At 43.8% G+C, this 26,792-nt stretch carries 18 protein-coding genes, 2 tRNA genes and 3 pseudogenes; 9 read left to right on the top strand and 14 right to left on the bottom strand.

Going from position 1 to position 26,792, the window contains the following annotated elements:
* Positions 1-16 precede the first annotated feature (16 nt).
* Positions 17-1,006: pseudogene (locus AXE82_RS09250) on the top strand (MFS transporter); the annotation flags it as partial.
* On the opposite strand, the gene AXE82_RS09245 reads toward AXE82_RS09250, so the two are convergent.
* A complete protein-coding gene (locus AXE82_RS09245) occupies positions 997-2,487 on the bottom strand; it encodes an amidase (protein WP_062333952.1) in 1,491 nt (496 codons plus the stop codon). The pseudogene AXE82_RS09250 and the gene AXE82_RS09245 sit on opposite strands and share 10 nt — an antisense overlap.
* A 205-nt stretch (positions 2,488-2,692) precedes the next feature.
* On the opposite strand from AXE82_RS09245, the gene AXE82_RS09240 reads away from it, so the two are divergent.
* The gene (locus AXE82_RS09240) at positions 2,693-3,169 is read left to right on the top strand and encodes a hypothetical protein (protein WP_004682385.1); all 477 of its coding nucleotides are present in this window, start codon (positions 2,693-2,695) and stop codon (positions 3,167-3,169) included.
* A gap of 51 nt (positions 3,170-3,220) precedes the next feature.
* Here the strand turns inward: AXE82_RS09240 and AXE82_RS09235 are convergent.
* The 3 genes and pseudogenes from AXE82_RS09235 to AXE82_RS09225 form a co-directional block, all read right to left on the bottom strand.
* Positions 3,221-3,481, bottom strand: a pseudogene (locus AXE82_RS09235) (acetyl-CoA carboxylase biotin carboxylase subunit); the annotation flags it as partial.
* Between the two features lie 159 nt (positions 3,482-3,640).
* Positions 3,641-6,412, bottom strand: coding sequence for a nitrate reductase (locus AXE82_RS09230; protein WP_062333946.1), 2,772 nt, complete (start codon positions 6,410-6,412; stop codon positions 3,641-3,643).
* 39 nt (positions 6,413-6,451) lie between these two features.
* Positions 6,452-7,777, bottom strand: a complete 1,326-nt coding sequence (locus AXE82_RS09225; protein WP_082741455.1) for an NAD(P)/FAD-dependent oxidoreductase — start codon at positions 7,775-7,777, stop codon at positions 6,452-6,454.
* 472 nt (positions 7,778-8,249) lie between these two features.
* On the opposite strand from AXE82_RS09225, the gene AXE82_RS09220 reads away from it, so the two are divergent.
* From AXE82_RS09220 to nirD, 4 genes are all read left to right on the top strand, one after another.
* Positions 8,250-9,722, top strand: a complete 1,473-nt coding sequence (locus AXE82_RS09220; protein WP_062333940.1) for an MFS transporter — start codon at positions 8,250-8,252, stop codon at positions 9,720-9,722.
* A gap of 131 nt (positions 9,723-9,853) precedes the next feature.
* Complete coding sequence (locus AXE82_RS09215; protein ID WP_062333937.1) at positions 9,854-11,797, top strand: bifunctional protein-serine/threonine kinase/phosphatase; 1,944 nt, start codon at positions 9,854-9,856, stop codon at positions 11,795-11,797.
* 189 nt (positions 11,798-11,986) lie between these two features.
* Positions 11,987-14,554 (top strand): nitrite reductase large subunit NirB, encoded by a 2,568-nt coding sequence (gene nirB / locus AXE82_RS09210; protein WP_062333934.1) that lies wholly within the window; start codon positions 11,987-11,989, stop codon positions 14,552-14,554.
* A 70-nt stretch (positions 14,555-14,624) separates the two neighbouring features.
* The gene (nirD, locus tag AXE82_RS09205) at positions 14,625-14,945 is read left to right on the top strand and encodes a nitrite reductase small subunit NirD (RefSeq protein WP_062333932.1); all 321 of its coding nucleotides are present in this window, start codon (positions 14,625-14,627) and stop codon (positions 14,943-14,945) included.
* A 159-nt stretch (positions 14,946-15,104) separates the two neighbouring features.
* Here nirD and cobA read toward each other — a convergent pair whose 3' ends face one another.
* From cobA to AXE82_RS09170, 7 genes are all read right to left on the bottom strand, one after another.
* Positions 15,105-15,971, bottom strand: coding sequence for a uroporphyrinogen-III C-methyltransferase (cobA, locus tag AXE82_RS09200; RefSeq protein WP_062333929.1), 867 nt, complete (start codon positions 15,969-15,971; stop codon positions 15,105-15,107).
* Positions 15,972-16,105: 134 nt separating this feature from the next.
* The gene (gene mobA / locus AXE82_RS09195; protein WP_062333925.1) at positions 16,106-16,717 is read right to left on the bottom strand and encodes a molybdenum cofactor guanylyltransferase; all 612 of its coding nucleotides are present in this window, start codon (positions 16,715-16,717) and stop codon (positions 16,106-16,108) included.
* Positions 16,707-17,240: a molybdenum cofactor biosynthesis protein B gene (gene moaB / locus AXE82_RS09190; RefSeq protein WP_062333921.1), complete on the bottom strand. Its 534-nt coding sequence runs from the start codon at positions 17,238-17,240 to the stop codon at positions 16,707-16,709. The genes mobA and moaB overlap by 11 nt, the downstream gene beginning before the upstream one ends.
* Positions 17,241-17,446: 206 nt before the next feature.
* Positions 17,447-19,075: a BCCT family transporter gene (locus tag AXE82_RS09185; protein WP_062333918.1), complete on the bottom strand. Its 1,629-nt coding sequence runs from the start codon at positions 19,073-19,075 to the stop codon at positions 17,447-17,449.
* 799 nt (positions 19,076-19,874) lie between these two features.
* A tRNA-Asp gene (locus tag AXE82_RS09180) sits at positions 19,875-19,951 on the bottom strand.
* A 36-nt stretch (positions 19,952-19,987) separates the two neighbouring features.
* Positions 19,988-20,063, bottom strand: a tRNA-Val gene (locus tag AXE82_RS09175).
* 261 nt (positions 20,064-20,324) lie between these two features.
* A complete protein-coding gene (locus AXE82_RS09170) occupies positions 20,325-20,816 on the bottom strand; it encodes a glutathione peroxidase (RefSeq protein WP_062333916.1) in 492 nt (163 codons plus the stop codon).
* Positions 20,817-21,014: 198 nt separating this feature from the next.
* On the opposite strand from AXE82_RS09170, the pseudogene AXE82_RS12465 reads away from it, so the two are divergent.
* Positions 21,015-21,170 (top strand): annotated as a pseudogene (locus AXE82_RS12465) (helix-turn-helix domain-containing protein); the annotation flags it as partial.
* A gap of 297 nt (positions 21,171-21,467) precedes the next feature.
* Positions 21,468-22,700, top strand: coding sequence for a pyridoxal phosphate-dependent aminotransferase (locus AXE82_RS09165; RefSeq protein WP_227713395.1), 1,233 nt, complete (start codon positions 21,468-21,470; stop codon positions 22,698-22,700).
* A 45-nt stretch (positions 22,701-22,745) separates the two neighbouring features.
* Here AXE82_RS09165 and AXE82_RS11910 read toward each other — a convergent pair whose 3' ends face one another.
* The gene (locus tag AXE82_RS11910; RefSeq protein ID WP_065252111.1) at positions 22,746-22,880 is read right to left on the bottom strand and encodes a methionine/alanine import family NSS transporter small subunit; all 135 of its coding nucleotides are present in this window, start codon (positions 22,878-22,880) and stop codon (positions 22,746-22,748) included.
* 34 nt (positions 22,881-22,914) lie between these two features.
* Positions 22,915-24,387 (bottom strand): sodium-dependent transporter, encoded by a 1,473-nt coding sequence (locus tag AXE82_RS09160; RefSeq protein ID WP_060996069.1) that lies wholly within the window; start codon positions 24,385-24,387, stop codon positions 22,915-22,917.
* Positions 24,388-24,837: 450 nt separating this feature from the next.
* Between AXE82_RS09160 and AXE82_RS09155 the strand changes: the two genes are divergently transcribed.
* Entirely contained in the window at positions 24,838-25,323 is a 486-nt protein-coding gene (locus tag AXE82_RS09155; RefSeq protein ID WP_062333910.1) for an arsenate reductase ArsC, read from the top strand.
* Positions 25,324-25,425: 102 nt separating this feature from the next.
* On the opposite strand, the gene AXE82_RS09150 is transcribed toward AXE82_RS09155, so the two are convergent.
* Positions 25,426-26,775: an aminopeptidase P N-terminal domain-containing protein gene (locus tag AXE82_RS09150; RefSeq protein ID WP_062333907.1), complete on the bottom strand. Its 1,350-nt coding sequence runs from the start codon at positions 26,773-26,775 to the stop codon at positions 25,426-25,428.
* Between the last annotated feature and the right edge of the window lie 17 nt (positions 26,776-26,792).

Here is a 26,792-nt window from a genome sequence, read left to right as displayed (position 1 = left end):
TTTTACGGTAACAGAGGATAAATCAGGCAAGCGGATGCTACTGGTACGAATCGCAACATGGATGGAAGCCTGTATCTGGTTTGCAATTTTTATCATTCCGAATAGCTTTCAATCGATTGCCTTATTGATGCTGGTTTTCAGCTTTTTTCAGAATGCGATTCTGGCACAGTTTGAGGGAGTGACTTTATTCTGGCTGGGTGAAAAGCGGGCTGAGCTCTATGGTAAGGTTCGGAAATGGGGTTCAGTCGGCTTTATTGTTGGGGTATTTGCCATAGGCGCGTTATTGGAAATCATTCCAATTTCAATGTTACCTATTCTATTGTTATCAGTCTCATTTTTGGCCTTTTTATGGTCATTTAGTATTAAAGAGCCTGAACATGCACCAAGCTCACAAAAGAAGCTGGAACCTTTATTGCCAATTTTAAAAAAGCCAATGGTGGCCGCCTTTTTTGGTATTGAGTTTATTTTACTGTTTTCACAGGCGCCTTTTTATAGCTTCTATAGCAATTTCCTGAAAGAAATCGGTTTTAGTACCATGCAGATTGGAACTTTATGGGCGACAGGTGTGATTGCTGAGATTGTGATGTTTGCAGTGGCGCAGAAAGTCTTTTTTATCCACTTTTCCTGGAGAACATTGGTTGCTGCCTGTTTGATCCTGACCAGTTTACGCTGGTTGTTGGTGGGTATGTTAAATACGCATTTTATTGGGCAGCTTTTAGCACAATGCCTGCATGCATTTAGTTTTGGGCTTTTTCACCTCATTGCAATGAAAGTCATCTTCCAGAATTTCTCTGCTGAACAGCAAGGACGTGGGCAGGCACTTTACAGTACCATGTGGGGGCTTGGTGTGGCATCGGGAAGTTTATTGGCAGGGCATTACTGGCAAATTCTATCAGGTGCCACCATTTTCTTATGTGCCAGTGTGGTCGTTCTTCTAGGCTTGATTTTGGTGGTCTGGCTGCCGAATCAAATTGAAACGACAGCGTCTAAGTTAAATCAAAGCTGAATATTTTTATATTGCGGCATCCACGGTTGTGCCTGCTCAAGCTGTGCAGCAAGTTGAAGTAAACGATCTTCACGCCCAAATGGTGCAATAAACTGACTGCCTAAAGGCAAGCCATTTTTATTCCAGTATAAAGGCACAGACATGGCTGGTAAGCCTGTGACATTCGCCAATTGGGTAAAAGGCACCCAGCTTAAGTTCTCTTGCACCATTTTTTCGACCAGTTTACCTTGTGCAAGATAATGGGCTTTTCCAACTTTTAAGAAGCCTTTTAGGATAGGCTTTTGCCAGCTAGGCATTGCAACTTCACCATTTTGGGGTGCAACTGATGCGGTGGTTGGGGTTAGGTAAAGATCATATTGTTCAAAGAAGATATTCATTTGGGTACTATACATTCCCCAATTCTCCAGGGTGTGAATATAATCTGTTGCTGTGGTTTTCGCGCCAAAGGCTGCCAGGGCATTGGAGTCAAGCTCAAAATCCTCATCGGTCGCACCTGACATGTGTTTAATTTGTGCCTGCATGTAGGAAAACTGGCTAAACCATGTGGTGATAAAGTCTTTAGCCAGTTCGAGCCCATTTATTTGCGGACGGTCTTCAACCACGATATGTCCAAGTGACTCTAGAAGTTTGGCTGTTTGCTGAACCGCTTGAATCGCATCTTTGGAAACTTTGGTGCCAATCGGTGACTGGGTATTAAATGCGATTGTTAATTTTTTCGGCATTTGCTGGATAACGTCCAGATATTTCTGGGTTGGGGATTGAATGATAAAAAGTGAGGCTTGTTCTGGACCTTGAACCGCATCCAGCATGGCGGCACTGTCCCGAACGGTTTTACAGAGTACATGTTGCATGGCCGCACCATGCATGGCTTCACTAAACTGTGGTCCCCACGGTGTACGTCCTCGACTCGGTTTAAGTCCAAACAGCCCACAATAGGAGGCAGGGATACGGATTGAGCCGCCGCCATCACCCGCGCCAGCAACAGGAACCAGACCGCCAGCCACTGCTGAGGCAGACCCGCCCGAAGAGCCACCACTATTATGCTTTAAGTTCCACGGGTTATGACATGCACCCCAGGCATCAGGCTCAGTAATGCCCTTGATGCCAAACTCAGGTGTATTGGTACGGCCAAAAGTCACAATTCCTGCTTTTTCCCAGCGATTGATAATTTCTGCATTAAAGTCAGGTGTGTAATTGATTCTTTTCAGTGCATTGCTGCCATAGGATGTGGGTACACCTTGATATTCCTGAAACAGGTCCTTGACCAAAAAGGGAACACCTGCAAATGTGCCCGTAAGGGGTTGCTGGGCACGCTGTTTAGCCCGTTCATACATCGGGATAATGATAGCATTCAGTTTTGGATTGGCTTTGTGAGTATGTTCCAATGCCACCTGTAACAGTTCAGATGGGTGAACTTCCTTGTCCTTGACCAATTTGGCCAAACCGAGTCCGTCATATTGAATGTATTCAGAAAATTTCATGGCTTTTATTCCTAAAGCTAAACCGTTAATAAAATGGAAAATTTTAACTGTGATTCTGGATAAGAATACCTGAAAAATGCACAACAATCAAATAAATTGCATACTAAAAATATTGTGTTTATATGCTGTTATGATTGCGGGATTTTCTTTAAAAATATGCTAAGTTAAGTCACTGCAACGTTTAGATTACGACTTAATTAAATCTATGAAAAATATTTATATTATTGGATTGTTATGGGCTTGCTCAACATGGACTATGGCAGATACGGTTGTGAATGCGAAAACAGTGACACCCCAGCAAATTGCAAAAGCAAATGCAATTCGTGTCACCAGCCGCCCAGAAATTATGGGTTTATGGGGAATGGAAATTACCAATAACAAGAAATGTATCGAATATTATAACTTCCGTGGCATGAGTGATGTGGTGATAAAAAGTGGTCAGGAATGGTCTTATGGCCTGTATGATTACCAGCCCTCTGAAGATCACAAGGAACGTTTGCCTGCACTGATCTTACAGATTAAGTATGACAATAATCAGATGGACTGTTCTGGTCAGCAACAGGATCAAACAGGTGAGGTTTCACAATATTTTGTGAAATGGACGAATGACAATACCATTGATTTTTGTGCCAATGAAAAAGGCGAAAAGTGCTTTGCAACCTTACGCCGTGTTTTACCATAAAGAATCAAGATCAATAAAAAACCTCTTATAATTTTATAAGAGGTTTTTTATTTAAGCAGTTTCGGCCTGTTGTGCCAACTGTTTTAATAAATGCTTCTCAAGATAATGGATATCCATTGCCTGTTCACAGAAATTGGCATCCTGCAAAATCAGGTCTTTATGCAGTGGAATATTGGTTTTGATTCCTGTCAAAATCATTTCATCCAGCGCCTGACGCATACGGGCCAACGATGTTTCGCGATCTTTGCCATGTGCAATCAGTTTGGCAATCATGGAATCATAGTAAGGCGGAATGCTATAACCTTGATAAATAATAATCATTATCAATTAATTTTTTCAATTCTTTTGCTTTTTTTTAACTCTCTAAAGCTCATTATCAATAAGTCACCCAGTAGAATCAGGCAACTTTAAGCGAAATTATAAAGTGGCTCAAAGTTCGCCCAATAATCCTTTCAATAAGTTATAACAATGTCACCCCGCCAAAATCTTGCTAATCTCTCCTAGACAGGAGCCACAATTGGTGCCTGCTTTGCAATGTTTGCCAACCTCAACGACGGTTTTACAGTGATATTTTTTTATCGTCTCAACAATGGTATGTTCACCCACTGACATACAAGAGCAAACAATCCGCCCTGTATCAATAAAGCCCGTAGCAGGTTTGCCCATTAGTAGCCATTTACGCGTATGGCTATCGAGCGTTGTGCCAAATTGGCTATCTAGCCAGTTATGGGTAGGTAGTTTATGCTCGTGGGTGCTCAAAAATAATAGCGCATGGACTTGCCCGTTTTGCAAAAACGCAAGTCGTAAATCTTGGCTGGTGTTATCGGTATCAATATGTTGATAATGAATAATATCAAAGTTGTAGGCTTGCGCTGGTTGATTGAGCCATACACTTAACTGCTGTTGCCAATATTGCTTATCAAACCAAGTGGTCATGACCGCAGACTGATTATCAATGGCAAAAAAATACTGGCTACTGTTTGACTGGCGATTACGCACCCAATAAGTCATATCTGGCGATTCGAGCCAACTTAGCAGGTTTTCATCACAGTGTTTATCAATCAATAACCATCCAAATGCTTGCATGGTTAGCTTTTGCAGCCTGACAGGTTGGTGCTTGAGCTGCGGTTGCTGTGAAAAGGGGTCATAATGATTGCTGATAAGCTTACCGACACGCGCATTGGCGGCAAAGTGCTGATTCCAGTGCATGGGTATAAACACATCGCCTTGGCGTTGTTTTTCGGTCACATCCGCTCGCACTAAGATAGTACCGTTGGGACTGTTAATTTGCACAAAATCGTTATTTTGTAGACCCAAAGGTTTGGCGTCACTTGGATGAATCGCAACCAGTGGGTGCGGTAAATGCTGATTGAGCTGTGGGGCAATCCCTGTGCGGGTCATGGTATGCCATTGGTCACGCGAGCGACCTGTGTTAAGCACCAGTGGATATTGCTCATCAGGCAATGACTTGGGTACTGCAGGAGTAACGGTGACAAAATGCAGTTTTTGGGTATCGGTATAAGTGGTGCCGATAGTGGTATGTGGGTCTTGTTTTTGTAGTCCAAAATAATGCGGTTGACCCCACTGAAACGGTGCCAAATTATCATACTCGTTTTGGCTAATATTGGCTAAATGGCTGATGTTAAAACTTCGGCTATCTGTATTTTTTTCACCGCCATTCTTTTCGCCACTAAGCCGAGCGTGTTCGGCAAACACTTGGTAGTCGTGGGTGTAATCAAAACCCACAAAACCCATTTTCTGTGCCACTTGGCTGACTATCCACCAGTCAGGCTTGGCATCAGCAAATGGGGTGACTAAGCGGCGCTGGCGAGAGATACGGCGTTCGCTGTTGGTGACCGTGCCTGATTTTTCACTCCAGCCTTGCGCGGGTAAAGCCACATGAGCGAAGTCGAGCGTGTCGCTGTCTTTTGAGCAGTCAGACACGATGACCAGTGGGCATTGCTGTAACGCCATGGCAAATTTGTCTGCTTCTGGCAGACTGACCACAGGGTTGGTCGCCATAATCCAAATCGCTTTAATTTGCCCCTCCAAAATAGCATCGGCACATTGGGTTGCCTTGACACCATCTTTCCCACTAATACTAGTCGGTGCTTGCCAAAAATTAGCTACTGTTTGACGATGGTCGCTGTTTTTGAGCTCAAAATGACTGGCAAGCAGATTGGCTAACGCCCCGACCTCTCGCCCACCCATGGCATTGGGCTGTCCTGTAATTGAGAACGCCCCTGCCCCTTCATAACCCAGTTTGCCTGTATAAAGGTGACAATTGATAATGCTATTGACTTTATCAGTGCCATTACTGGCTTGATTGACACCCATGGAGTAAAAACTCACGGTTTTCGTGGTAGTGGCAAACAATTGATAAAACTCGGTTAAATCACTTTCGTTGACACCGCAGATTTTGGCAACTTTTTTAATCGTCCAACTGTCACTGGCTGCAAGCGCATCAGCAAGATTGTCACAATGCCTGAGATAATCGTGATTGGCATAGCCGTTTTGGTGCAAGTAATTGAGTAGTCCGACAAATAAATGGGTATCTGTGCCGGAGCGAATTGGCAAATGCAAGTCAGCAATCGCGGTGCTGTCAGTGGCTCGTGGGTCAATCACCACGATTTTTTTGTTGGGATTGGCTTGTTTGCTGGATTTTAACCGACCAAATAAAATCGGATGACACCACGCCATATTCGAACCGATAATGATAAATAGGTCGCTGTTTTCGATGTCTTCATAATTACAAGGCACAGTGTCCGAGCCAAATGCTCGCTTGTAGCCAGCCACCGCTGATGACATACACAGTCGAGAATTGGAGTCCAAATTATTGGTACCCAAAAAACCTTTAGTAAATTTGTTTGCCACGTAATAATCTTCGGTGAGCAGTTGTCCCGATACATATAGCATAATGCTGTCAGCGCCATATTCATCAATGGTCTGTTGCAATGATTTGGCAACAAAATCGGTGGCGGTATCCCAATCGACTGGCTCGCCATGAATCATCGGATGTGCCAAACGGCGGTCACGATCGAGCGTATCGCCCAATGCTTTGCCTTTGGAGCATAATTTGCCAAAATTGGCAGGATGGGTTGGATCACCGTCAATGCTGACGTGTTGGGTATTCTCATCAATCGTCGCCAACACGCCACAGCCAACACCACAATAGGCACAGGTGGTTTTGACTTGGGTCAGGGGAGATTTTTGTGGTGCTAAATGTTGTATAGTTGTTGTCACACGTTAACCTTTTACTATTTTTAATTTCTACCAGTCAGATCAGCCCGCTAGCAACTCTTCACAAAACGCTTTGCCAAACAGTAATTTATCTTTGATGGCTGAAATATCTTGTTGATTTTGAATCAGTTCAAAAAACCAACCGCCCTCTTGTACATCACCATATAGCACTACAGATAAAATACGGTTGTCTTTTACGGTGATTTTTTGATAGATGCTATGGCTAGGATCTTGATAAATCAACTGCTCGCAGTCGTGACTCACATCGATATCACCTGCCGAAAATAGCGCCACGCCCGAGACCTTTAGCTTGGTTGCCGTTGGTTGTATGCTAAACACGGGCGAGGTGTTGCCTGGCTGCTCGTTTAAGGTATGTAGCAGAATATTGGCTTGCTCATACACAGGTGCGACTAGCCCAAATAGCTGGTTGTCAAACTGTACACACTCGCCAATCGCATACACGTCTGGGGTATGGGTTCGCATTTGGTTATCAACCAGAATCCCTCGCTCGCAAGTGATACCGACCTGTTGCGCAAGGGCAATATTGGGTCGCACGCCGACGGTCATGATAATGCAATCGGTATCAATGGTTTTGGCAGGGACGGATGTGTCGACATTATCCGTGTAAGTCAGTCCAGTAACCTGGTTATCCTCATCCACACAAATCGCTTGGGAGTTGGCATTGAGCACAAACTCAATACCTTTGTTTTCAAAGTAAGTTTGCAGTAAATCGGCAGCGGTTTTATCCAGTTGGCGATTGAGTAAATAGCCTGCCCCATGTACCACCGTGACTTTCGCTCCCTGTTGTACTAAGGCATTGGCAGCCTCAAGACCGAGTAACCCACCGCCGATAACCAGGCATTTTGGAGATTTTTTGCCATTATGATTGGTTTTTGCGATATCTAGCATAGCGTCCACATCGGCTTTGGTACGAAAACCCATGACGCCTTTTGCGCTATGGTTGGGCAATGGCAAAATAAATGGCGTTGAACCTGTGGCAAATACCAATTTGTCATAGCCGATGGTTTCGCCGCTGTCGGTGATGACCTGATGAGCAGCAAGATTGATATCGCTAACAGTGCAGCCTGTCTTTACAGTGATGTTATGGTTGGCGTACTCCTCTTGAGAAAATAGATAAATCTCAGCGAAGCGTTTTTCCCCTGCCAATACAGGCGATAGCATAATACGGTTATAGCCTGCATACGGCTCGCTGTTGATAAGCGTGATGGCAAACTCATCTCGACTTTGCTCGCCTTGGCTGTCAACCCCCAGTCCGCTGTGGACACTCAGTCTGCTTTTGGCATACTGCATGGCAAAGCGTGTCCCTGCCATCCCCGCCCCTATGATAAGAATGTGTGTGTGTTGCATTGTTTGGCTGACCTTGCTTATCTGACCCGATATTTAATACTTTAGAATCTAGCCCTTTAGTAATTCAAAATTTATGCCAACCGTTTTAAGCCGTTGTTTTTTACTGTTTTCTATGGTGTTTTAAATTTTGGCTATTATTTGTCGGACAGTGTGATGGATGTTGACCAATCTTTGAATTTAATCTCTTTAACTGTGCATGACTGTTTGACGGTTTTTAAAATATTTTTAGACAGTTTTTTGGCTATTAATTTGCATTATTCTTTTACCTTACCGATTACTTACCAAAATAGTGCAGTAAGGCGTCAAATTTTCACCGCTCATGCTAATCTGTAAAAGTTTTATCACAGCAAAATAGCTAATTGATGGGGCATTCAAAAAAAATATTGCAAAAACAAAAGTTTATGATGATGGCATAAATATTGCTTTTACCTTATTACCGTGCACCATACAGGCTTACTTAAAGGAGAAGCAGATGCCCCAACGTTTACCGCTGTTTGCTATGAAATTACCCCGTATCAAGGTGTTACATTACACCTGGTTTGCTTTTTTCGTCACCTTTTTAATTTGGTTTGCTCATGTGGCATTGATGCCAACTATCAAACAATATTTTCATTTGAGCGATGGACAAGTCAAAGCAATCTTGATGCTCAACGTGGCTTTGACCATTCCTGCTCGTTTGCTAATCGGCGCGATGGTCGATAGATACGGCCCCAAGCGTTCATATAGTGCTGTGTTGTTGATTAGCGGTTTTTTGTGTTTTGTGTTTGCTTTTGCCCAAAGTTTCCAAATGCTGGCGATTGGGCGGTTTTTGCTAGGTTTTGTCGGTGCAGGATTCGTGGTTGGGATTCGTTTGATTTCAGAATGGTTTCCTGTCAATGAAGTCGGCTCGGCAGAAGGGGTGTACGGCGGTTGGGGCAATTTTGGGGCGGCAGTAGCGTCAATTTCGATGCCGATTCTTGCCTTAGTGTATGGCGGAGCAGACGGTTGGCGGTATGCGATTGCGACCACAGGCGTGATTGCGATTGTTTACTCGGTCATTTTTTATCGTGGTGTCAGTGATACACCCAAAGGCGCGACCTATTTTAAACCAAAAAAATCAGGCGGCTTGGAAGTATCCAGCAAAGCAGACTTTTACTTTTATGCGGTCATGATTTTACCGGTTTATGCGATTTTGTTTTTGTTGGCGTGGCGTTTGTCACCTAGCGGATTAAAATTATTAACCGCTAATCAAACCATGCTGGCATATGCGGTGGTGGCGGTGCTTGTAGTCTATCAATATATCAAAATCTGGTCAGTCAATAAGCATTTATTTGATACATCTCGCCCTGCGGTAAATCCAGAATATGGTTATCAGTTCAAACAAGTGGCGATTTTAGACATGGCGTATTTGGCATGTTTTGGCTCTGAGTTGGCAGTGGTGTCGATGTTGCCGCAATTTTTTATTACCAACTATGGTGTATCGCATACTTTAGCAGGGTTGACTGCAGGCTGTTTTGCGGTGATGAATTTATTTGCTCGTCCTGGCGGTGGTTTTATGTCCGATGCGGTCGGTCGTCGTAAAGTATTGATGATTGCATTGGCAGGGCAAACGGTGGGTTATCTGCTAATGACGCAAATGACCAAGTTACCATTGGTGGGTGCAGTGGCAATCGTGCTGCTTACTTCTGTATTTGTGCAAGCAGCATGCGGTGCAGTGTACTCAGTTGTTCCGCTCATTCAACGCCGTATGACAGGGCAAATTGCTGGTATGGCGGGTGCCTATGGTAACGTAGGTGGGGTGTTGTTTTTGACTATTTTCTCTATGGTATCGCCAACAGGATTCTTTATTACCCTCGCGATTTTTGCAGGGATTGCCTTTATTGGCGCGACCTTCCTGAGCGAGCCACAAGGACATATGGTCGAGGTGCACGAAGATGGCACGATTGAGCGAATTGCGATAGCCTAATCGCTCTTCAAATCCAACCAAAAAACAGTCGACAGCGGACAAGGAAGTCTAGTTAGTAAGGCAAAAAAGGGTGTATACCCTTTTTTCATTTTTGCACAATGCGTAGCAACCGTGCTAGTAAGGAAAAACCCATGTCAAAAGCCATTCAGCAAAATCCCGCCAGTTCTCAATCCTTACCACAATCCTTGCCGCAACTGCTGACCCGTGCTGCTAGTCATGCAGGGCGCAAAGCGGAAAACCAAGACACCTTGACGGTGCAAACGCTGGTGCCAACAAGGGATAGCAGCGCCGCTCAGCTTGCATGGCAAGTCACTGCTTTAGCTGACGGCGTCAGCAGCTGCGGACAGCCAAAGCTCGCCAGCCAATGGGTGATTGATACGCTGATCGACCAATTAACCATGCACCAAGCTGACATGGTAACAACCACTGTTACTAGCCCTGTGACTAGCGATTCATTAAATAACAACAGTGCCGAAACGCTTGCCCAAATGCTCACCAAAAGCGTGCATATTATCAATGATTTTTTGTATTTTAGTGATCACCCTGACAGCTTTGATTCAGCCTCGCAGCGGTATTTGCCCAAATTACTTTCAACCTTATCGGGGCTGCTGTTTACCGAGCCTTTATTATCCGAGCACTCGGCAGTGTTATTTCACACGGGCGACAGCCGTATCTATCGGCTACGACACAACAAAATGCGCATACTCACCCAAGACCACAGACACAAACGAGGGCGAGACAAAGGCGCCTTAGCCGCTGCACTTGGCGCAGATGCCCATGTGGAATTACAACTTGCCCAAATTGATGTGTTGCCCGAAGATGTGTTTTTGATAATGACCGATGGCGTGTATGAATTTATCAGTGATGATGAATTGTTATTACTCACCCAATCGGCATTGGGCAAATTGTTGGCGCTGGATAATTCCACCACCTTAGACTTAGAAAATTTGCCAGAAACCTTGTGTCAGGTGGCATTGGAAAATGGCAGTAATGACAATGTCAGTTGCGTGATGATAGCGGTGTTGCCAAAAGTTGCGAGAATTCTGGCGAATGCAGATTTTGACAAAGCTGACCTTGCCGAACATACAGACAATCGTGATGCGGTTACCCGTTTACGCATTCCGCCTGTGCTGACTGTCGGCGACAAGCTTGATCATTTTACCATTGACAAAGTGGTGCAAAACACGCCACGCAGTAGCGTGTATTTGGCAACCGATAACACCGCTGACACAGGCGATAATCAGCGTATTATCAAAGTGCCGTCTGCTTACTATGAAGACGATAGCGGATTTTTACGGCTGTTTTTAAAAGAAGAAAAAATAGGGTTAAGCCTCAATCACCCAAGCTTACTAAAATTTTACCCCAAGCCGATGAATAGCCAATATCTGTACCATGTCACCGAATTTTTGCAAGGCATGAGCTTGCGTGAATTTATCGACACCCAGCCGCCGTTATCGGTTGCCCAAACCTTTACTATTGTCAATCAAATCGGCATGGCGCTGCGAGCCATGCACCGGAATTATCTACTCCATCAAGATATCAAGCCAGAAAATATCATGCTGCTGCCATCGGGTCATATCAAGCTCATTGACTTTGGTTCGGTTGGCTCGTTGCTCTTAAGAACTGGGCATACACCACCTGTGGGCGATTTGCATTATAGTGCCCCTGAATATTTTAGCGATGCACCAAAAGGGGTGTATTCCGATATTTTCTCGCTGGGTGTGGTGACTTATGAGATGCTGACAGGGCTACAGCCGTTTGATGTCGATACCTTGACCACGGCGATGACCGCCCAAACCACCCAAAAACTGGCGTTCAAAAACGTGCGACAATTGCGCACGGATTTGCCATTTTGGGTCAATGACGTGCTGATTCGTGCGCTGCAAGCAGATAGCAACCGCCGTTATCAGAGTATTGGCGATTTCCTCACCGACCTTGACCCCAAAAGCCATGCCGACGATAAAGCCAAACAGCCGCTGATTGACAAACATCCTGTGCTATTTTGGCAACTGGTCAGTGGCATATTAACGGCGCTGTTGCTCATCACTTGGCTACTGGTTGCGTTAAATCACTAACAATGTGATTTATTTTTCTTAATAAACAATTAACCTATATTTTTTAACCCATTGAAATTTATAGTTAATTTAAATATTGGCATAAATTTTGCTTACTATAGCAGTATAGAAAAACTTGGGATAATACACGCCAAAAGCCAGTCATTATCCAAGTCAAAAAGCCAATGTTTCGTTAGAAGGGATAAATACATGAAAAATCTTATCGTCGTCGGTAATGGCATGGTCGGGCACCACTTTATCGAAAAAGCGATTGAAAAACGCCTACACCAAACTTACCAAATCCATGTGTTTAGTGCTGAAAGTCGCCCTGCGTATGATCGGGTGTATTTGTCCAGTTACTTTGAACACAAAGACGCCAGTCAATTAAACTTGGTCGATTTAGCGCACTATGAGCAAGCGGGCATCACTTTGCATTTGGGTGAAGGCTTGGCAAGTTTTGATCCGCAAACCAAAACTCTTATCACCAGCAAGGGCAACACCTTAGAATTTGAAAAATTGGTGTTAGCAACAGGCTCGTATCCATTTGTACCCCCAGTACAGGGCAATGACCATGCCCACTGCCATGTGTATCGCACCATTGATGACTTAGATGCTATTTTAGCAACTGCGGACAATCCACGTGTCCAACGTGGTGTGGTGGTTGGCGGTGGTTTATTGGGATTAGAAGCGGCCAAAGCCTTAGTGACACTGGGTTTAACCACCTATGTAGTCGAGTTCGCACCCCAACTTATGGGCGTTCAGCTTGACGCTGCAGGGGGTGAGCTGCTGAAAAAGAAAATCGAAGACTTAGGTGTGACGGTACTAACCGGTAAAAATACTCAGCGAATCATCGACAACCATGACGATGATGCCAGTTTTTTAACCATGCAATTTGCTGACGGCACTTTGCTTGATACCGATTTGATTCTATTTAGTGCTGGGATTCGCCCTGAAGATACTATGGCACGAGATTCTGGGCTAAAACTTGGCGAACGTGGCGGTATCGTCATTGATGACACATGTCAAACAAGCGAGCCAGATATTTATGCGATTGGAGAATGTGCATTATGGGATAACAAAATCTACGGGCTGGTCGCCCCAGGCTACACCATGGCAAGCGTATGTGCCTCACAAATAGCAGGCGAGCATGACAGCCTATTTGACGGGGCGGATATGAGTACCAAACTCAAACTGATGGGCGTGGATGTCGGCAGTATCGGCGATGCGCATGGTAAAATCAAAGATTGCTTGAGCTTTGTCTATCAAAACCCCAAAACAGGCGTGTACAAAAAATTGGTCACTACCCCAGACAGCAAACGCCTGCTCGGTGCGGTACTGGTGGGTGATACGGAAGATTACAGCAACTTGCTCCAGTTATTTTTAAATGGTATTGATTTACCATTACACCCAGAAAGCTTGATTTTACCAAACGTGGAAAAACCCGTTATGGGCGTTGAAAATCTGCCCGATACCGCTACCCTATGCTCATGTTATAACGTCAGCAAAGGTCAAATCTGCGCAGCAGTGGACAATGGCGCCATGACTTATGAAGACATCAAGAGCTGCACCAAGGCCAGTACAGGCTGTGGCGGTTGTGCCCAAATCGTCAAAGATACCTTAGTGTCAGAACTCAAAAAGCGCGGTATCGAAGTCAAAAATCACATCTGCGAGCATTTTGCTTACTCGCGCCAAGAGTTGTATCACTTGGTACGAGTCGGTAATATCCGTACCTTTGAGGAGATGATTGAAAGACACGGACACGGTGATGGCTGTGAAATCTGTAAGCCTACCATTGGCTCTATTTTGGCGTCTTGCTGGAATGACTATATCTTAGATAAACCACTGGTTGCGCTGCAAGACACCAATGACGCTTTCTTGGGCAATATCCAAAAAGATGGTACTTACTCAGTGGTACCGCGTATTGCGGGCGGTGAAATTACTGCCGAAAAACTCATCGTACTGGGCGAAGTGGCTCGGGATTTTGGACTGTATACCAAAATTACTGGTGGGCAACGTGTGGATTTATTTGGTGCACGTATTGACCAATTGCCCGATATTTGGGAACGCTTAATCAACGCAGGTTTTGAGACAGGGCATGCCTATGGCAAGTCTTTGCGTACCGTCAAATCTTGCGTCGGTAGCACATGGTGTCGCTATGGGGTTGATGATAGTGTGGGACTGGCAATTAAACTGGAAAACCGCTACAAAGGCTTACGCTCACCGCATAAAATCAAATTTGGCGTATCAGGCTGTACCCGTGAATGTGCTGAAGCCCAAGGCAAAGATATCGGTATTATCGCCACCGAAAACGGCTGGAACCTTTATGTCTGTGGCAACGGCGGTATGCGTCCTAGACATGCTGAGCTGTTTGCCAGTGATTTGGACACAGCCACGCTGGTTAAATATATCGATCGTTTCTTAATGTTCTACATAAAAACAGGCGACCGCTTACAACGCACGTCAGTCTGGCGTGAAAAAATGGAAGGCGGACTTGAGTACATTCAACAGGTAGTCATCAATGATAGCTTGGGTATTGCCGAAGAACTCGAAGCCCAAATGCAAGCGGACATTGACGCTTACCAGTGCGAATGGAAAACCACCCTCTCTGACCCCGAGCGCCTTAAACGCTTTAAGCACTTTATCAACAGTGACAAAGTCGATGACAACGTAGTGTTTGTCGAAGAGCGGAGCCAAATTCGCCCTGCAACTGCCGATGAGAAGTCAGTGATTGGCCAAGACGCAACCGAATTCTCAGACCAGACTGCATCACCTGCCTAACGTTAATAACATTCACCAAACTGGGATGTCCCATGGGCATCTCATCGGGTAAAAAATACGGAATCAAACCATGAACGAAATCTGTAAACTAGACGATATCATCCCTGAAACTGGCGTTTGTGCGCTAGTGGGCGGCGAACAAGTTGCCATCTTTCGCACCCATCATGACGAAGTATATGCCATGCATAACTTTGACCCATTTAGCAAGGCTAACGTCATTTCTAGGGGACTACTTGGTAGTTGCGACATCGATGGGCAAAAAGTGCGTTATGTCGCGTCACCCATGTACAAACAACGCTTTGACTTGGCAACAGGTAAGTGTCTTGATGATGAGCGAGTTTCGTTAAGATCGTATCCTGTGAGCGTGACCAATGGCGTGGTAATGATTTAGTCTTTGCCAAAGATAGAGACGTATTATATGCGCCCAATAAACCAAGCTATCATTTCTTAAAATAAAAAAAGGCATTAAATTTAATGCCTTTTTAATTTGTAAATTTCGATAAAAAAAGGGCGTAATCGCTACCACCCCCTACAATTCTGAACCTAGAATTCACGCCAACACGTCCTGATAGGTCTGTTTATTACCATTTAACTCGTGATATAAGGGCACTACATCACCCATTATCATTACTGCTGGCGACGGCAACTGAGCCTTTGCTTGCAAATCTTGAATGGTACCGAGTTCTCCAATTAAAACTTGCTCGTTGTCACGGCTGACATTGGAGATAATTGCAAATGGTGTATCGGCTGATTTACCCGCTTGTAACAGACCTTGGGTTAGCTTTGGCAAGGTATTTAATCCCATATAAAACACCACGGTTTGATTATCAGTAAGTAGTTCAGCGAATTGCTCGTTAGGCGTATCAGTCTTTAAAAACCCAGTAACAAACTTCACCGACTGGGCATGGTCACGATGAGTGAGCGGAATATTGACGCTATTGGCGACTGCTAGCGCGGTGGTAATGCCTGCAATCGACTCACAGGCTACACCAGCGCTAATCACGGTTTGCATTTCTTCACCGCCCCGTCCAAAGATAAATGGGTCGCCCGACTTTAAGCGTACAATAGTTTTGCCTTGTTGCGCTAGGGTGACCAATAAGCTATTGATGTCTTGCTGGGGCATGCTGTGCTTGTGGCATTTTTTACCCACATAGATTTTTTCTGCCGTTGTGTTAAGTGCCAAAATCTCATCACTCACCAGATTGTCATAACAAATCACATCCGCTTGCAAGATGGTTTTATAAGCTTTGATGGTCAAGAGTTCAGGGTCGCCTGTACCTGCACCAACAAGATACACTTTGCCCTGATTTTGTACAGCTTTTGCATGTTTGGTGGTTATAGGAAGGTCAAAACGATTTTCTTTCACGGTGTCATGGGGAAAAAATTCAACACTCACAGGGCTACTGATTGAAGGCATAGCAGTTTTCCAACATAATCAAACAAGGTAATTTAAAAATGCAATTACCATGCCTAAATTTTAACTCATACCCTTAACTGATGAAATTATTTTATATCCTGTTAATGTGAATAATTTCCCAAAATTTGACCTATTTATCCTATGTCATTGAGTGAGTTCAACGCCAAATCAAATTCATTTTTGGTATTAAAATTTGCTAAAGTTATCCATTCATTCGGCAATGCAGCGGTTTGTATTTTTTTATCCGCCAAAAATTTCATCACTGCGCGCTGACCCTTATCCAAATAATCGTATAATTTTATTAATAAATCCGTACGATACAAACCCAACAATGGATAATCCTTTTCAGCTTTTAAATAAATCACCGCTTCATTATCGGTTACTGCATAATGCAACTTATCAAAAACTTGATGGGCATGAACCAAACTATCACAACTTATCACCAGTAAATAATGGTAAGGAGACATGACTTGATTCATGGCACTTGCCATGGCTGATAACGCCCCTGCTCCTTTGCCATTTTGTTGATTTGGCAGATAATCATCAATGATTTTGACGGTTGTATCATGGCATAAGCGCTTACCATTATCCGCCACCATCACAGGAACATTTAAGCGTTTGGCATGACGAATATGAAAATCAAGCAAAGTCTCACCATTTGGCAAGCTTAATAACGCCTTGGGCGAACCCATCCGAGATGATTCACCCCCCGCCAAAATCACCACCCCTGCCAATTTAATGGTCATGTTTTGGATTTTCACGCATCAGATGCGGCACAAAGTTACAAGGACGCGTACGGTTGTCGAGCTGTTCTTTGATGATGCCTTCCCAGCCTGTGCGACAGGCACCCGAGGAGCCAGGTAAACAAAAAATCACCGTATTATTCGCCATGCCTGCTAGGGCGCGAGATTGCAAGGTTGACATGCCGATTTCATCACGAGATAACGTGCGGAACATCTCACCAAAACCTTGTACTTCTTTATCAAACAGCGGGCTTAAGGCTTCAGGGATTTGGTCACGAATATAAAAACCTGTCCCGCCGGTGGTAATGATAGCGTGAATCGCAGGGTCGGCAATCCATTGACTCACGATCGCACGGATTTGATAAATATCATCGGTACGTATGGCTCGCTCCGCCAGGGTATGTCCTGATTTGACAAGGCTATCGGCTAGGTATTTACCAGAGGTATCTTCTTCTAAACTGCGGGTGTCTGATACAGTTAAGATTGCGATATTAAGCGCAATAAAAGGTTTTTCAGGCTTGCTCATTGGGGTTTCCTCATTATTTGATGGGCATACAATTTTATGGGAATATCAAATATTGCCATACATTAGGCATTTATTATAGCGTTTTTCTTTGTAACGTATGTCTAAGCTGTCACTCTGTGAATTAAGCCCAGTGGTTGACTACCTAGACGGGCATCAGCTTTGCGATGCTTGCACCCGTCTATTTATGTTAATCAAGAAAAACAATATTACTCATCTTTAGCTACCACCGGCGGACCGAGCAATAAATGCTCATCAATAAATTCATTTGCTGAATTATGTTCAGCAGACTCTGCCGTGATATACCACTGTTGATTACGGTACAAAGTCAATCTATCGCGTGTTAGCCCTCGCCATAGACAATACATCATCACAAACACCACGATGGCAAACGGGAAGCCTGCAATAATCGCGACCGCTTGCAACGCAGATAACCCACCTGCCACCAATAACACCGCAGCAATCACCCCTTGGCTCAATGCCCAAAATAACCGCTGGATTTTCGGCGGATTGGTATCGCCGCCTGCGGTGAGCATATCAATCACAAGGCTTGCCGAATCTGACGAAGTGACAAACCACAACATAATCATCACCACAATCACCAGCGTCAAAGGTTTGGTTAAAGGATAATATTCAATCAGTTTAAAAATCGCACTACCATAATCGGTTTTGACTGCTTCAATAAGCCCATAATTGCCCATCAATTCCATGTGTACCGCGCTGCCGCCAAAGGTGGTAAACCAAAAGAACAATAACAGCATCGGGATAAATAACACCCCAAAAATAAACTCTCTGATAGTCCGACCCCGAGAAATACGCGCCACAAAAATTCCCACAAATGGTGACCAACTCACCCACCATGCCCAATAAAAAATCGTCCAATTTGCCTGCCAATCCGTATTGCTATACGCCTCACTCCAAAATCCTAGTGGAATAAGTTGACTGACATAATTGCCGATATTTTCAATAAAACTATCGATGATAAACTGGGTCGGACCAAAAAATAACATAAAGCCAAGCAGCAACACAGTCAGCACAATATTGATATCGCTTAAGCGTTTAATCCCTTTATCCAGCCCCATCATCACGGATAACGTCGCCATCGCGGTAATAATCGCAATCAAACAAAGCTGTACTGGGACATTGTTGGGAATACCAAACACATTGCTAAAGCCTGCATTGATTTGCATCGCACCCAGCCCTAAGGAAGTCACCACTCCAAACATCGTGCCAAACACCGCAAGGGTATCGACCACATGTCCCCATTTGCCATAGATTTTTTGACCAATCAATGGGTACAGTACCGAGCGAATCGACAACGGCAAGCCACGGCGATAATGAAAATACGCCAATGACAACGCCACGACACAATATAATGCCCACGCATGAATTCCCCAATGCAAAAACGAAATACTCATCGCTTGTTTAGCCGCTTCTACGGTTTCGGCTTGCCCCATCGGAGGCGACATAAAATGATATAACGGCTCTGCCGTCCCCCAATACAACAGACCAATCCCAATCCCCGCACTAAACAGCATCCCAAACCATGACAGTAAGCTATACTCAGGATGCTCTGTCTGATGCCCAAGCCGAATATCGCCATAACGACTCAAGGCAATATATAGGCTAAACACCACCGTAACATTCATCAAAATGATAAAAAGCCAACGAAAACGGTGGGTAATAAAAGACTGCAGTTGGTTAAAAACCTCACCTGCCAACTCACCAAATAACGAACCAAAAATAATAAATCCGACAATCAGCAATGCGGATGCAATAAAAACAGGGCGATTAACCCGAGGAAAAGGGCCGAATTTTTCGACTTTCACAGAACTCATAAAGATATCTTTTCATTAGATTAACTGGAAAGCAACCTTAACAAATTATTTACAATAATTCAAATTACAGCAAGATTTAACAGGGCTTATATATTACAAAAACAAAACTAAGTTTCTGATTATGAAGAATATATATCTTAACATACTGTAACATTTCAGTAGAGCCGAGAAAATAGGATTAATTAATTTTATTTAATAACCCAATATCATTACGCAGGGGTTGATTCAACATACATCATCGGTTTATCTACTTTAATTTGGTTAACTGACGCCTCGTCTGGATTGCTACTCCATTGGATAATCAGGATGATTTCAATGATGGGCTTAGAGGAAAACACATTGGCAAGTTAGTAGTGGGGCGATGGGGATATTGCGGTCTAGCTGATGCAATAAAATTCGAGACTTTGTTGTTCGATTGCATGACTTTTGGTTGCCTGACAGCTTGTAATGAAATCCGCCTTTTAATTTTTACTGTACTTTTTGTATTTTAATCATTGGCTTTAATAATTGGCGGGTGACCCTACAGACCGTCAGCCAAAATTTTTGCTCACACAATGGTCACGTTTTGGTCACAAGCGTTTGGTCACGTTAGTTTTACTTAAATATTAAAAATAAATATCTTTTCAACTTAACAATCAAAATCAATTTTCCTAATCACATCAAGATAAAAATGCATAAAATAATATATTTTTTAAAATCAATAACTTAGTATAAAATTTAAGCCAAAAAAAACCTCAAATCAGGGGAGATTTGAGGCATAAAACTTTAAAAATTTCGTTTTTAGTTCCACTAAAATAAGTGGCGCAGCGGACGGGACTCGAACCCGCGACCCCCGGCGTGACAGGCCGGTATTCTAACCAACTGAACTACCACTGCACGGTAGCTGATGACGATGACCCAAAGTTGTCAAATTGGTGGGTCGTGACGGATTCGAACCGCCGACATTCTGCGTGTAAGGCAGACGCTCTACCAACTGAGCTAACGACCCATCGTCTGTGGTGGGTATTATAGAGAATTTATTTTTGCTGTCAACGATTTTTTTGGCAAATGTTAAAATTTTTTAAAAATTTTACTGAGTATGTCATGTGGTTGTCACATAAAAAACCTATCATACGTACATGGCCAGCAAGGTCATAGCTAACAATAAGAATAATAAGATAACAATAATAACAATGTCTCTATCGCTTGTCACCCAAAGGATTTAATTCCCCCAATTAAATCCTTTTTATTTTTTCTCTCAAGCTTTTTCTCACGGTTGCGCCAGTAGTGCTTTGATATCCGTTTCAAGGTCTTGTGGGGCTTTGGTCGGTGCAAAACGATCTACGACTCTGCCGTGTGGGTCAACTAAAAACTTGGTAAAGTTCCATTTGATGGCGTCGCCCAACATACCCTTGCCTTGTGGCTGTGATTTTAAAAACTGATACACAGGATGGGTGTCTTTACCATTGACGTCAACTTTCGCCATCATCGGAAAGGTGACGCCATAATTGATTTGGCAAAACTCACTAATTTGCGCTTCATTGCCAGGATCTTGCTGACCAAATTGGTTGCAGGGAAAACCCAACACCACCAACCCTTGGTCTTTGTAAGCTTGGTATAGCTTTTCTAAGCCCTCAAACTGTGGGGTAAAGCCGCATTTGCTTGCGGTATTCACAATCAATACAACTTTACCTCTTAAGGTGTCAAAATCAAATAGCTGACCTCGAATATCGGTCGCGGACAATTGGTAAAAATCTTCCATAGTAAATCTCCTTATTGTTAGTTAAAAAGTTGTTAGTTAAAAAGTTGTTAGTTAAAAAATTGTAAGTTTTTCTTGCATTATCACTTTGACAAGCGTAGTTTATCTATTGGCAGTTATCTACAATATTTACACTTTAATTTTGTCAGTATTTCTGACAAAATTAATATGATTCATTGATATTCAACCGGAATCCCCGCTATGCTCACTGACGCTAAACTATCGGCTGGACAACGCTTGACGCAGCTGCGTAAAAGCAAAGGTCTGACCACTGCTGAACTTGCCGATTTAATGACCCAAGCTGGTGCTAAAGTTAGCCGTGCCGCGATTTCTAATTGGGAGCGCGGCTCCAATGGCATCGTGTCCAATAAACTGCCTGTGCTTGCCAGCCTGTTAGGGTGTAGCGAAAGCTATTTGCTATCGGGTACTGGGGTGGAAAGTCAAAGCGTCAGCACCCAAGCATTCGCAGCGCATACGCTCAATGACACTACTGTAGCACAAGCATCAAGCGATGCCAATCAAGCGAACCCGTGGCAGGGTCAAACGGCTCAAGCGAGGACGCCTGCTGCTACCAATTTTCAACCCAACCATTCTAAACCTAATCCCAAACCCAATCCCAAACCCAATCCCAAACCTAGTAGTGATGTATCTACCATGAAAACTTTGAACAAATCCAACAAACTGCAAAACGTGTGCTATGACATTCGCGGTCCTTTGCTACAAACTGCCAACCGCATGGAGACACAAGGTCATAAAATCATCAAACTTAATGTCGGCAACCCTGCGCCATTTGGGTTTGAAGCACCGCAAGAGATTTTATCAGATGTGGCGATGAATTTGCCCAATGCCATTGGCTATTCAGACTCTCAAGGGATTTTTGCCGCGCGTAAAGCGATTTTGCAGTATTACCAAGCCAAAGGATTGTTAGAAGCGGTAGACGTTGCCGATGTGTATTTGGGCAATGGCGTCTCTGAACTGATTGTGATGACCATGCAAGCGTTACTGGATGATGGCGATGAAGTGCTGATTCCTATGCCTGACTACCCGCTCTGGACAGCGGCGACGAATTTGGCAGGGGGTAAAGCGGTTCATTATCTGTGTAATGAAGCAGACAACTGGCAGCCAGATATTGCAGATATCGAAAGCAAAATCAATGAGCGCACCAAAGGCATTGTGGTCATCAACCCAAACAACCCAACAGGCGCGCTTTATTCTACCGAAAATTTAAAAAAAATCGTGGCACTGGCAGAAAAACACGGGCTTGTACTGATGGCAGATGAGATTTATGACCGCGTGCTGTATGATGATGCCGTGCATGTACCGATGTGCACCCTTGCCAAAAACTGCTTGGTTATCTCCTATAATGGCTTGTCAAAGTCGCACCGTATCGCAGGTTTTCGCTCAGGCTGGATGATGTTATCGGGTAAAAAACACCATGCGGCTGATTTTATCGAAGGGTTAACCATGCTATCATCGATGCGGCTGTGTGCCAACGTGCCTTCACAATACGCGATTCAAACGGCGATGGGTGGCTATCAAAGTATGCAAGCCTTGACCGCACCAACCGGTCGCCTGTATCAGCAGCGCAACATCGCTATCGAGCGCCTAAACGCCATTAAAGGTATCTCATGCACCATGCCACAAGGGGCGTTTTATTGTTTCCCAAAAATTGACCGTGAGATTTATCCAATCGAAGATGATATGCAGTTTATGATGGAATTATTACTGCAAGAAAAAGTCTTGATGGTACAAGGTACGGGCTTTAACTGGCACGCGCCTGACCACTTTCGTGTGGTATTTTTGCCCAATGCATCAGATTTGCATGAAGCGATGGATCGGCTAGAGCGCTTTTTTGCCACAAAACGCCAAGAATATGGCACCAATTAATGTTTCAGTGAAAGAAAAAAACCCCGACGATTCGGGGTTTTTTTATTAGTCATGATGCTCTTCAGGGATAGTTTCGAGTGGAAGGTCTGGGTTTTTCAGTAAGTGTAATGAAGACCAAATTAACCCCCCCCAAATAAATGCCATCGCAAACACCATCAAAATCATTGCTGAACCATTCATGATTTGTTCCTTATATCGTCAATCGATTTGTTAGTTACTTATGTTTCATGCTGCTCAATAGCATTGCACCCACAGCAAATATTGCAACTACGCCCCAACCAAAAATGGCTTGGGTCATCATCGGATATTCACCATAACCTTCAGTAAGCAAAGACTTTAAGGTCAAAATCAACGCCGCAATCAACGCAACTGGCGTGATTACAGTCAATGTAAATACCCACCCTTTACCCACTTTAAAACTTGAGATGCGGTTGATATGGTTGGTTAAAACAGGAATTAATGAGCGATTAAGCCAGAAAACCCAAATAATTGACAAGATTGCACCCAATACAATACCGATGTTATTGGCGAAATTATCAATGATATCGACAAAAGTAATTGCATTTTGAGTTGAGAACATCAAAATAGAAATCACAGCAGACACACCTCCGACAATACTCACTGCCTTGTTTCGAGACCAACCAAACTTGTCACGAAACGCCGAAATCGGTACTTCTAGAATACTAACCATTGAGGTTAAGCCTGCCACGGTCAACGATGCATAGAATAAGAAACCAATAATATTTCCCAAATCACCCATACTTGAGATAATTTTAGGATAGGCAATAAACGCCAAGCCGATACCACCACTTACGACTTCAGCAACTGGTTTACCTGATGCTTGTGCCATAAAACCTAACGCCGAGAAAATACCAATACCTGCAAGCAATTCAAATGATGAATTAGCGAAGCCAACTACCAAGCCAGAACCCGTCAAATTGGCATTACGTTTAAGGTAAGAGGCATACGTCACCATGATACCAAAGCCAATCGACATTGAGAAAAAGACATGTCCAAATGCCGCCAACCAAACTTTCGGGTCTGCCATTGCCGACCAATTTGGGGTAAAGAACGCATTAAGACCCTCTGTTGCGCCTGGTAAGCGTAACGACTGCACTACAAGAATAGTGAACATGACAACCAAAAGGGGGATAAAAATACGATTAGATAATTCAATACCTTTTTTTACCCCAGCGAACATAATAAACAATGCAACTAACCATACTAACACCAATGACCATAAGAGATTTGGCACGAAAGTAAAGTTCAATGTGTCTGCATTTTGCAAGAAAGTTTTGAAGAAAAACGCTTCTGTATCAGCACCCCATTGTTGTCCAAATGAGAAGAATACATAGCTGCCCGCCCATCCCAAAACACTAGCGTAATAAATGCCAATGATGGCACACACTAGCACCTGCCACCAACCAATTGGTTCAGCAGACTTGACCATACGTTTATATGCCGTTGGTGGCGCGCCGCGATATTTTTGACCGACCACATAATCCAAAAATAGCAAAGGAAATCCAGCTGCTATTAATGCTATTAGATAAGGCACCATAAAAGCACCACCGCCATTCTCATAAGCCACATAAGGGAAGCGCCATATGTTGCCTAACCCTACAGCCGACCCAATAGCAGCCAGAATAAATCCTGAGCGAGCCGACCAATTTTCACGCTGTTGAGTCATTTTTACCTCGAACGTATAAAGAAAAAAATATTTGTAAAAAATTGAAAAAATTGCAACGAGAATCTTGCAGTATGTAGATTTTTCATGAATCAATAGTTAATGTCAAACTTTCTTTTCACAAAACCCAACCAAAAGTTATACAAGCAAGTCATTATTTTTTTGCAGTTATATAAAATACAATAAAATCAAATATTTATAATGGTTATTTTTAAAATTCATTAAACGCAAATTATTTTTATACTAAATATTACTTTTTGGAATCAATAATTTTTTCACCTACTTGATGGCGAATTGTTGGCAAAACCAAGCGGTTAATGTCAACGGTTTAAACTTGCACAATTGTGGGGATTTTGATAGCAATTTTTTGCTATTGAAGGTAAAATTTCATTTTCAAAAATTGCACGCCCAAACGTGCTGACCGTTCGCAGAATGATGACAAGGGACTTATTGATGATGCAGCCTTATAACGTGTTGTTCTTGTGCAAGCACAATGCTAGCCGTAGCCTAATGGCAGAAGCAATTTTGAATAAAATTGGTGGTGACCGTTTTGTAGCCTATAGCGCAGGCGTTGAGCCATCCGCTAGCGCGCATCCATTCACGCTTGAGGTATTAAAACAAGAAGGTTATGATGTCACAAGCTTAGCGCCCAAATCCGTCAAGCAGTTTTTACAACACAACGCGCCAAAGATTGATTTGGTGATTGGGCTGTGCAATTCTTTACAGCAACATGCCGACATTGATGGCAAATTCCCGCTGACCGCACATTGGCATATCAATGATACGGACAGTGTATCAGCGGATAGTGAAGTGGAAAAAGCTGCCTTTAGCCAAGTATTGCGCCAACTCTCTCAGCGCATCCATTTATTGACAAACTTGCCCGAAGATAAAATCGAACATTTGGCACATCCACCAACTGATGCCTCAAACACCTATTAGCAATTGACCACAAAAAGCCCAACTGTCTTGGGCTTTTTTTGTTTATATCATCTAGGTTTGTATCATACAAAGGTCAGCTATCCATATAGCTATGGAAGATATCTATGAATCAACTTTTTGCTGCATGAGCGCTTCAATCGCCTCCGTTGTTTTTGGTACGTCATGGGTGAGCACCAGCGGCTCACCGTCGGTAATGACCACATCATCCTCAATCCGAATGCCAATACCCCGATATTTCTTGGGTACCAATGCATTGTCATGGGCGAAATACAAGCCTGGCTCAACGGTAATCACCATGCCTTTCTCAAGCTTTCTGGGTTTACCGTCGTCGCCATTGTAGCGCCCTGCATCGTGCACATCTAAGCCAAGCCAATGCCCTGTGCCATGCATATAAAACGGCAAGTAGGCTTTATCGGCAATTAACTTATCGACATCGCCTGTCAAAATCCCCAACTCAATCAAGCCTTGGGTCAGGACTTTGAGCGCAGTTTCATGATGGATTTTGCTATGCTCGCCTGCTTTTAGGCTGTTGATGGCGGCGATATTGGCATTGAGCACAATATCATACACTTGTTTTTGCACGTCGCTGAACTTGCCACTCACAGGAAAAGTACGGCTGATATCACCGGCATAATGTTGGTATTCGGCGCCCGCATCTATCATCACCAAGTCGCCGTCGTGCAGCGGTTGGTCGTTTTCGACATAGTGCAAAATATTGGCATTGTCGCCGCCAGCCACGATGCTATTATAAGAGGGTACGCAGCCGTATTGGGCAAAAGCATAATTGACTTCAGCTTCCAGTCGGCTTTCATTGCCCTGATTTTTCTGCATCAAGGGTGCCACACTTTGCATGGCACGAATATGCCCGTAAGCACTGATTTGGGCAGCGACTTTCATGCGTGCAATTTCAGACTCATCTTTTATCAGCCGCATTTCATTGATAAGGCTGTCAATATTGGTGACGGTATCGACCATACCTTCGCCGCGCTGCAGCTGTTTGGCTTGATTAAGCCAGCCAATCAGCTCATTATTAAAGCGGGCAAACACGTGTTTTTTACCAAAAATCAGGGTCGGCATCACCTCATCAATTTTGCCAATGGCAATCGCTTTATCCGCGCCAAATTCTGCGGTTGCCCCCTCAAGCCCTACCCGTTTACCATCCCAAATCTCACGTAGTTTGTCTTTCTCACGTAAAAATAACGTGTAGTTGACGGCATGGTCAGTTTTTTCCAAAACCATGACTGATTCTGGCTCGGCAAAGCCTGTCAGGTAGAAAAAACTGCTGTCGGCGCGGTATTTGTACTCAGCATCGTTGTTGCGGATATGCGCAGGTGCGGTTTGCAAAATCGCAATGCTATTGTTTGGCAAGGCTTCAGCAAGTTTAGCACGGCGTTTGGCAAATTGGCTTTGGGGGAGCTTGGGTAACAACTGTATGGTTAATTGATTTGACATGATGTTTCCAAAAATTT

This window comes from Moraxella osloensis, from assembly GCF_001553955.1.
In the GTDB taxonomy this organism is placed as follows: Bacteria; Pseudomonadota; Gammaproteobacteria; order Pseudomonadales; family Moraxellaceae; genus Faucicola; species Faucicola osloensis.
The sequence above is the reverse complement of the archived record's forward strand: the minus strand, read 5'-3'. Positions and strand labels throughout refer to the sequence as shown.

What these genes read in the sequence shown, in the direction of transcription:
- AXE82_RS09150 (WP_062333907.1), bottom strand. Translation starts at nt 26,775, where the DNA reads ATGTCAAATCAATTAACCATACAGTTGTTACCCAAGCTCCCCCAAAGC.
- nirD (WP_062333932.1), top strand. Translation starts at nt 14,625, where the DNA reads ATGAACGAAATCTGTAAACTAGACGATATCATCCCTGAAACTGGCGTT.
- AXE82_RS09170 (WP_062333916.1), bottom strand. Translation starts at nt 20,816, where the DNA reads ATGGAAGATTTTTACCAATTGTCCGCGACCGATATTCGAGGTCAGCTA.
- AXE82_RS09245 (WP_062333952.1), bottom strand. Translation starts at nt 2,487, where the DNA reads ATGAAATTTTCTGAATACATTCAATATGACGGACTCGGTTTGGCCAAA.
- AXE82_RS09225 (WP_082741455.1), bottom strand. Translation starts at nt 7,777, where the DNA reads ATGCAACACACACACATTCTTATCATAGGGGCGGGGATGGCAGGGACA.
- AXE82_RS09220 (WP_062333940.1), top strand. Translation starts at nt 8,250, where the DNA reads ATGCCCCAACGTTTACCGCTGTTTGCTATGAAATTACCCCGTATCAAG.
- AXE82_RS09240 (WP_004682385.1), top strand. Translation starts at nt 2,693, where the DNA reads ATGAAAAATATTTATATTATTGGATTGTTATGGGCTTGCTCAACATGG.
- AXE82_RS09185 (WP_062333918.1), bottom strand. Translation starts at nt 19,075, where the DNA reads ATGAGTTCTGTGAAAGTCGAAAAATTCGGCCCTTTTCCTCGGGTTAAT.
- AXE82_RS09215 (WP_062333937.1), top strand. Translation starts at nt 9,854, where the DNA reads ATGTCAAAAGCCATTCAGCAAAATCCCGCCAGTTCTCAATCCTTACCA.
- nirB (WP_062333934.1), top strand. Translation starts at nt 11,987, where the DNA reads ATGAAAAATCTTATCGTCGTCGGTAATGGCATGGTCGGGCACCACTTT.
- AXE82_RS11910 (WP_065252111.1), bottom strand. Translation starts at nt 22,880, where the DNA reads ATGAATGGTTCAGCAATGATTTTGATGGTGTTTGCGATGGCATTTATT.
- mobA (WP_062333925.1), bottom strand. Translation starts at nt 16,717, where the DNA reads ATGACCATTAAATTGGCAGGGGTGGTGATTTTGGCGGGGGGTGAATCA.
- moaB (WP_062333921.1), bottom strand. Translation starts at nt 17,240, where the DNA reads ATGAGCAAGCCTGAAAAACCTTTTATTGCGCTTAATATCGCAATCTTA.
- cobA (WP_062333929.1), bottom strand. Translation starts at nt 15,971, where the DNA reads ATGCCTTCAATCAGTAGCCCTGTGAGTGTTGAATTTTTTCCCCATGAC.
- AXE82_RS09155 (WP_062333910.1), top strand. Translation starts at nt 24,838, where the DNA reads ATGATGCAGCCTTATAACGTGTTGTTCTTGTGCAAGCACAATGCTAGC.
- AXE82_RS09165 (WP_227713395.1), top strand. Translation starts at nt 21,468, where the DNA reads ATGAAAACTTTGAACAAATCCAACAAACTGCAAAACGTGTGCTATGAC.
- AXE82_RS09160 (WP_060996069.1), bottom strand. Translation starts at nt 24,387, where the DNA reads ATGACTCAACAGCGTGAAAATTGGTCGGCTCGCTCAGGATTTATTCTG.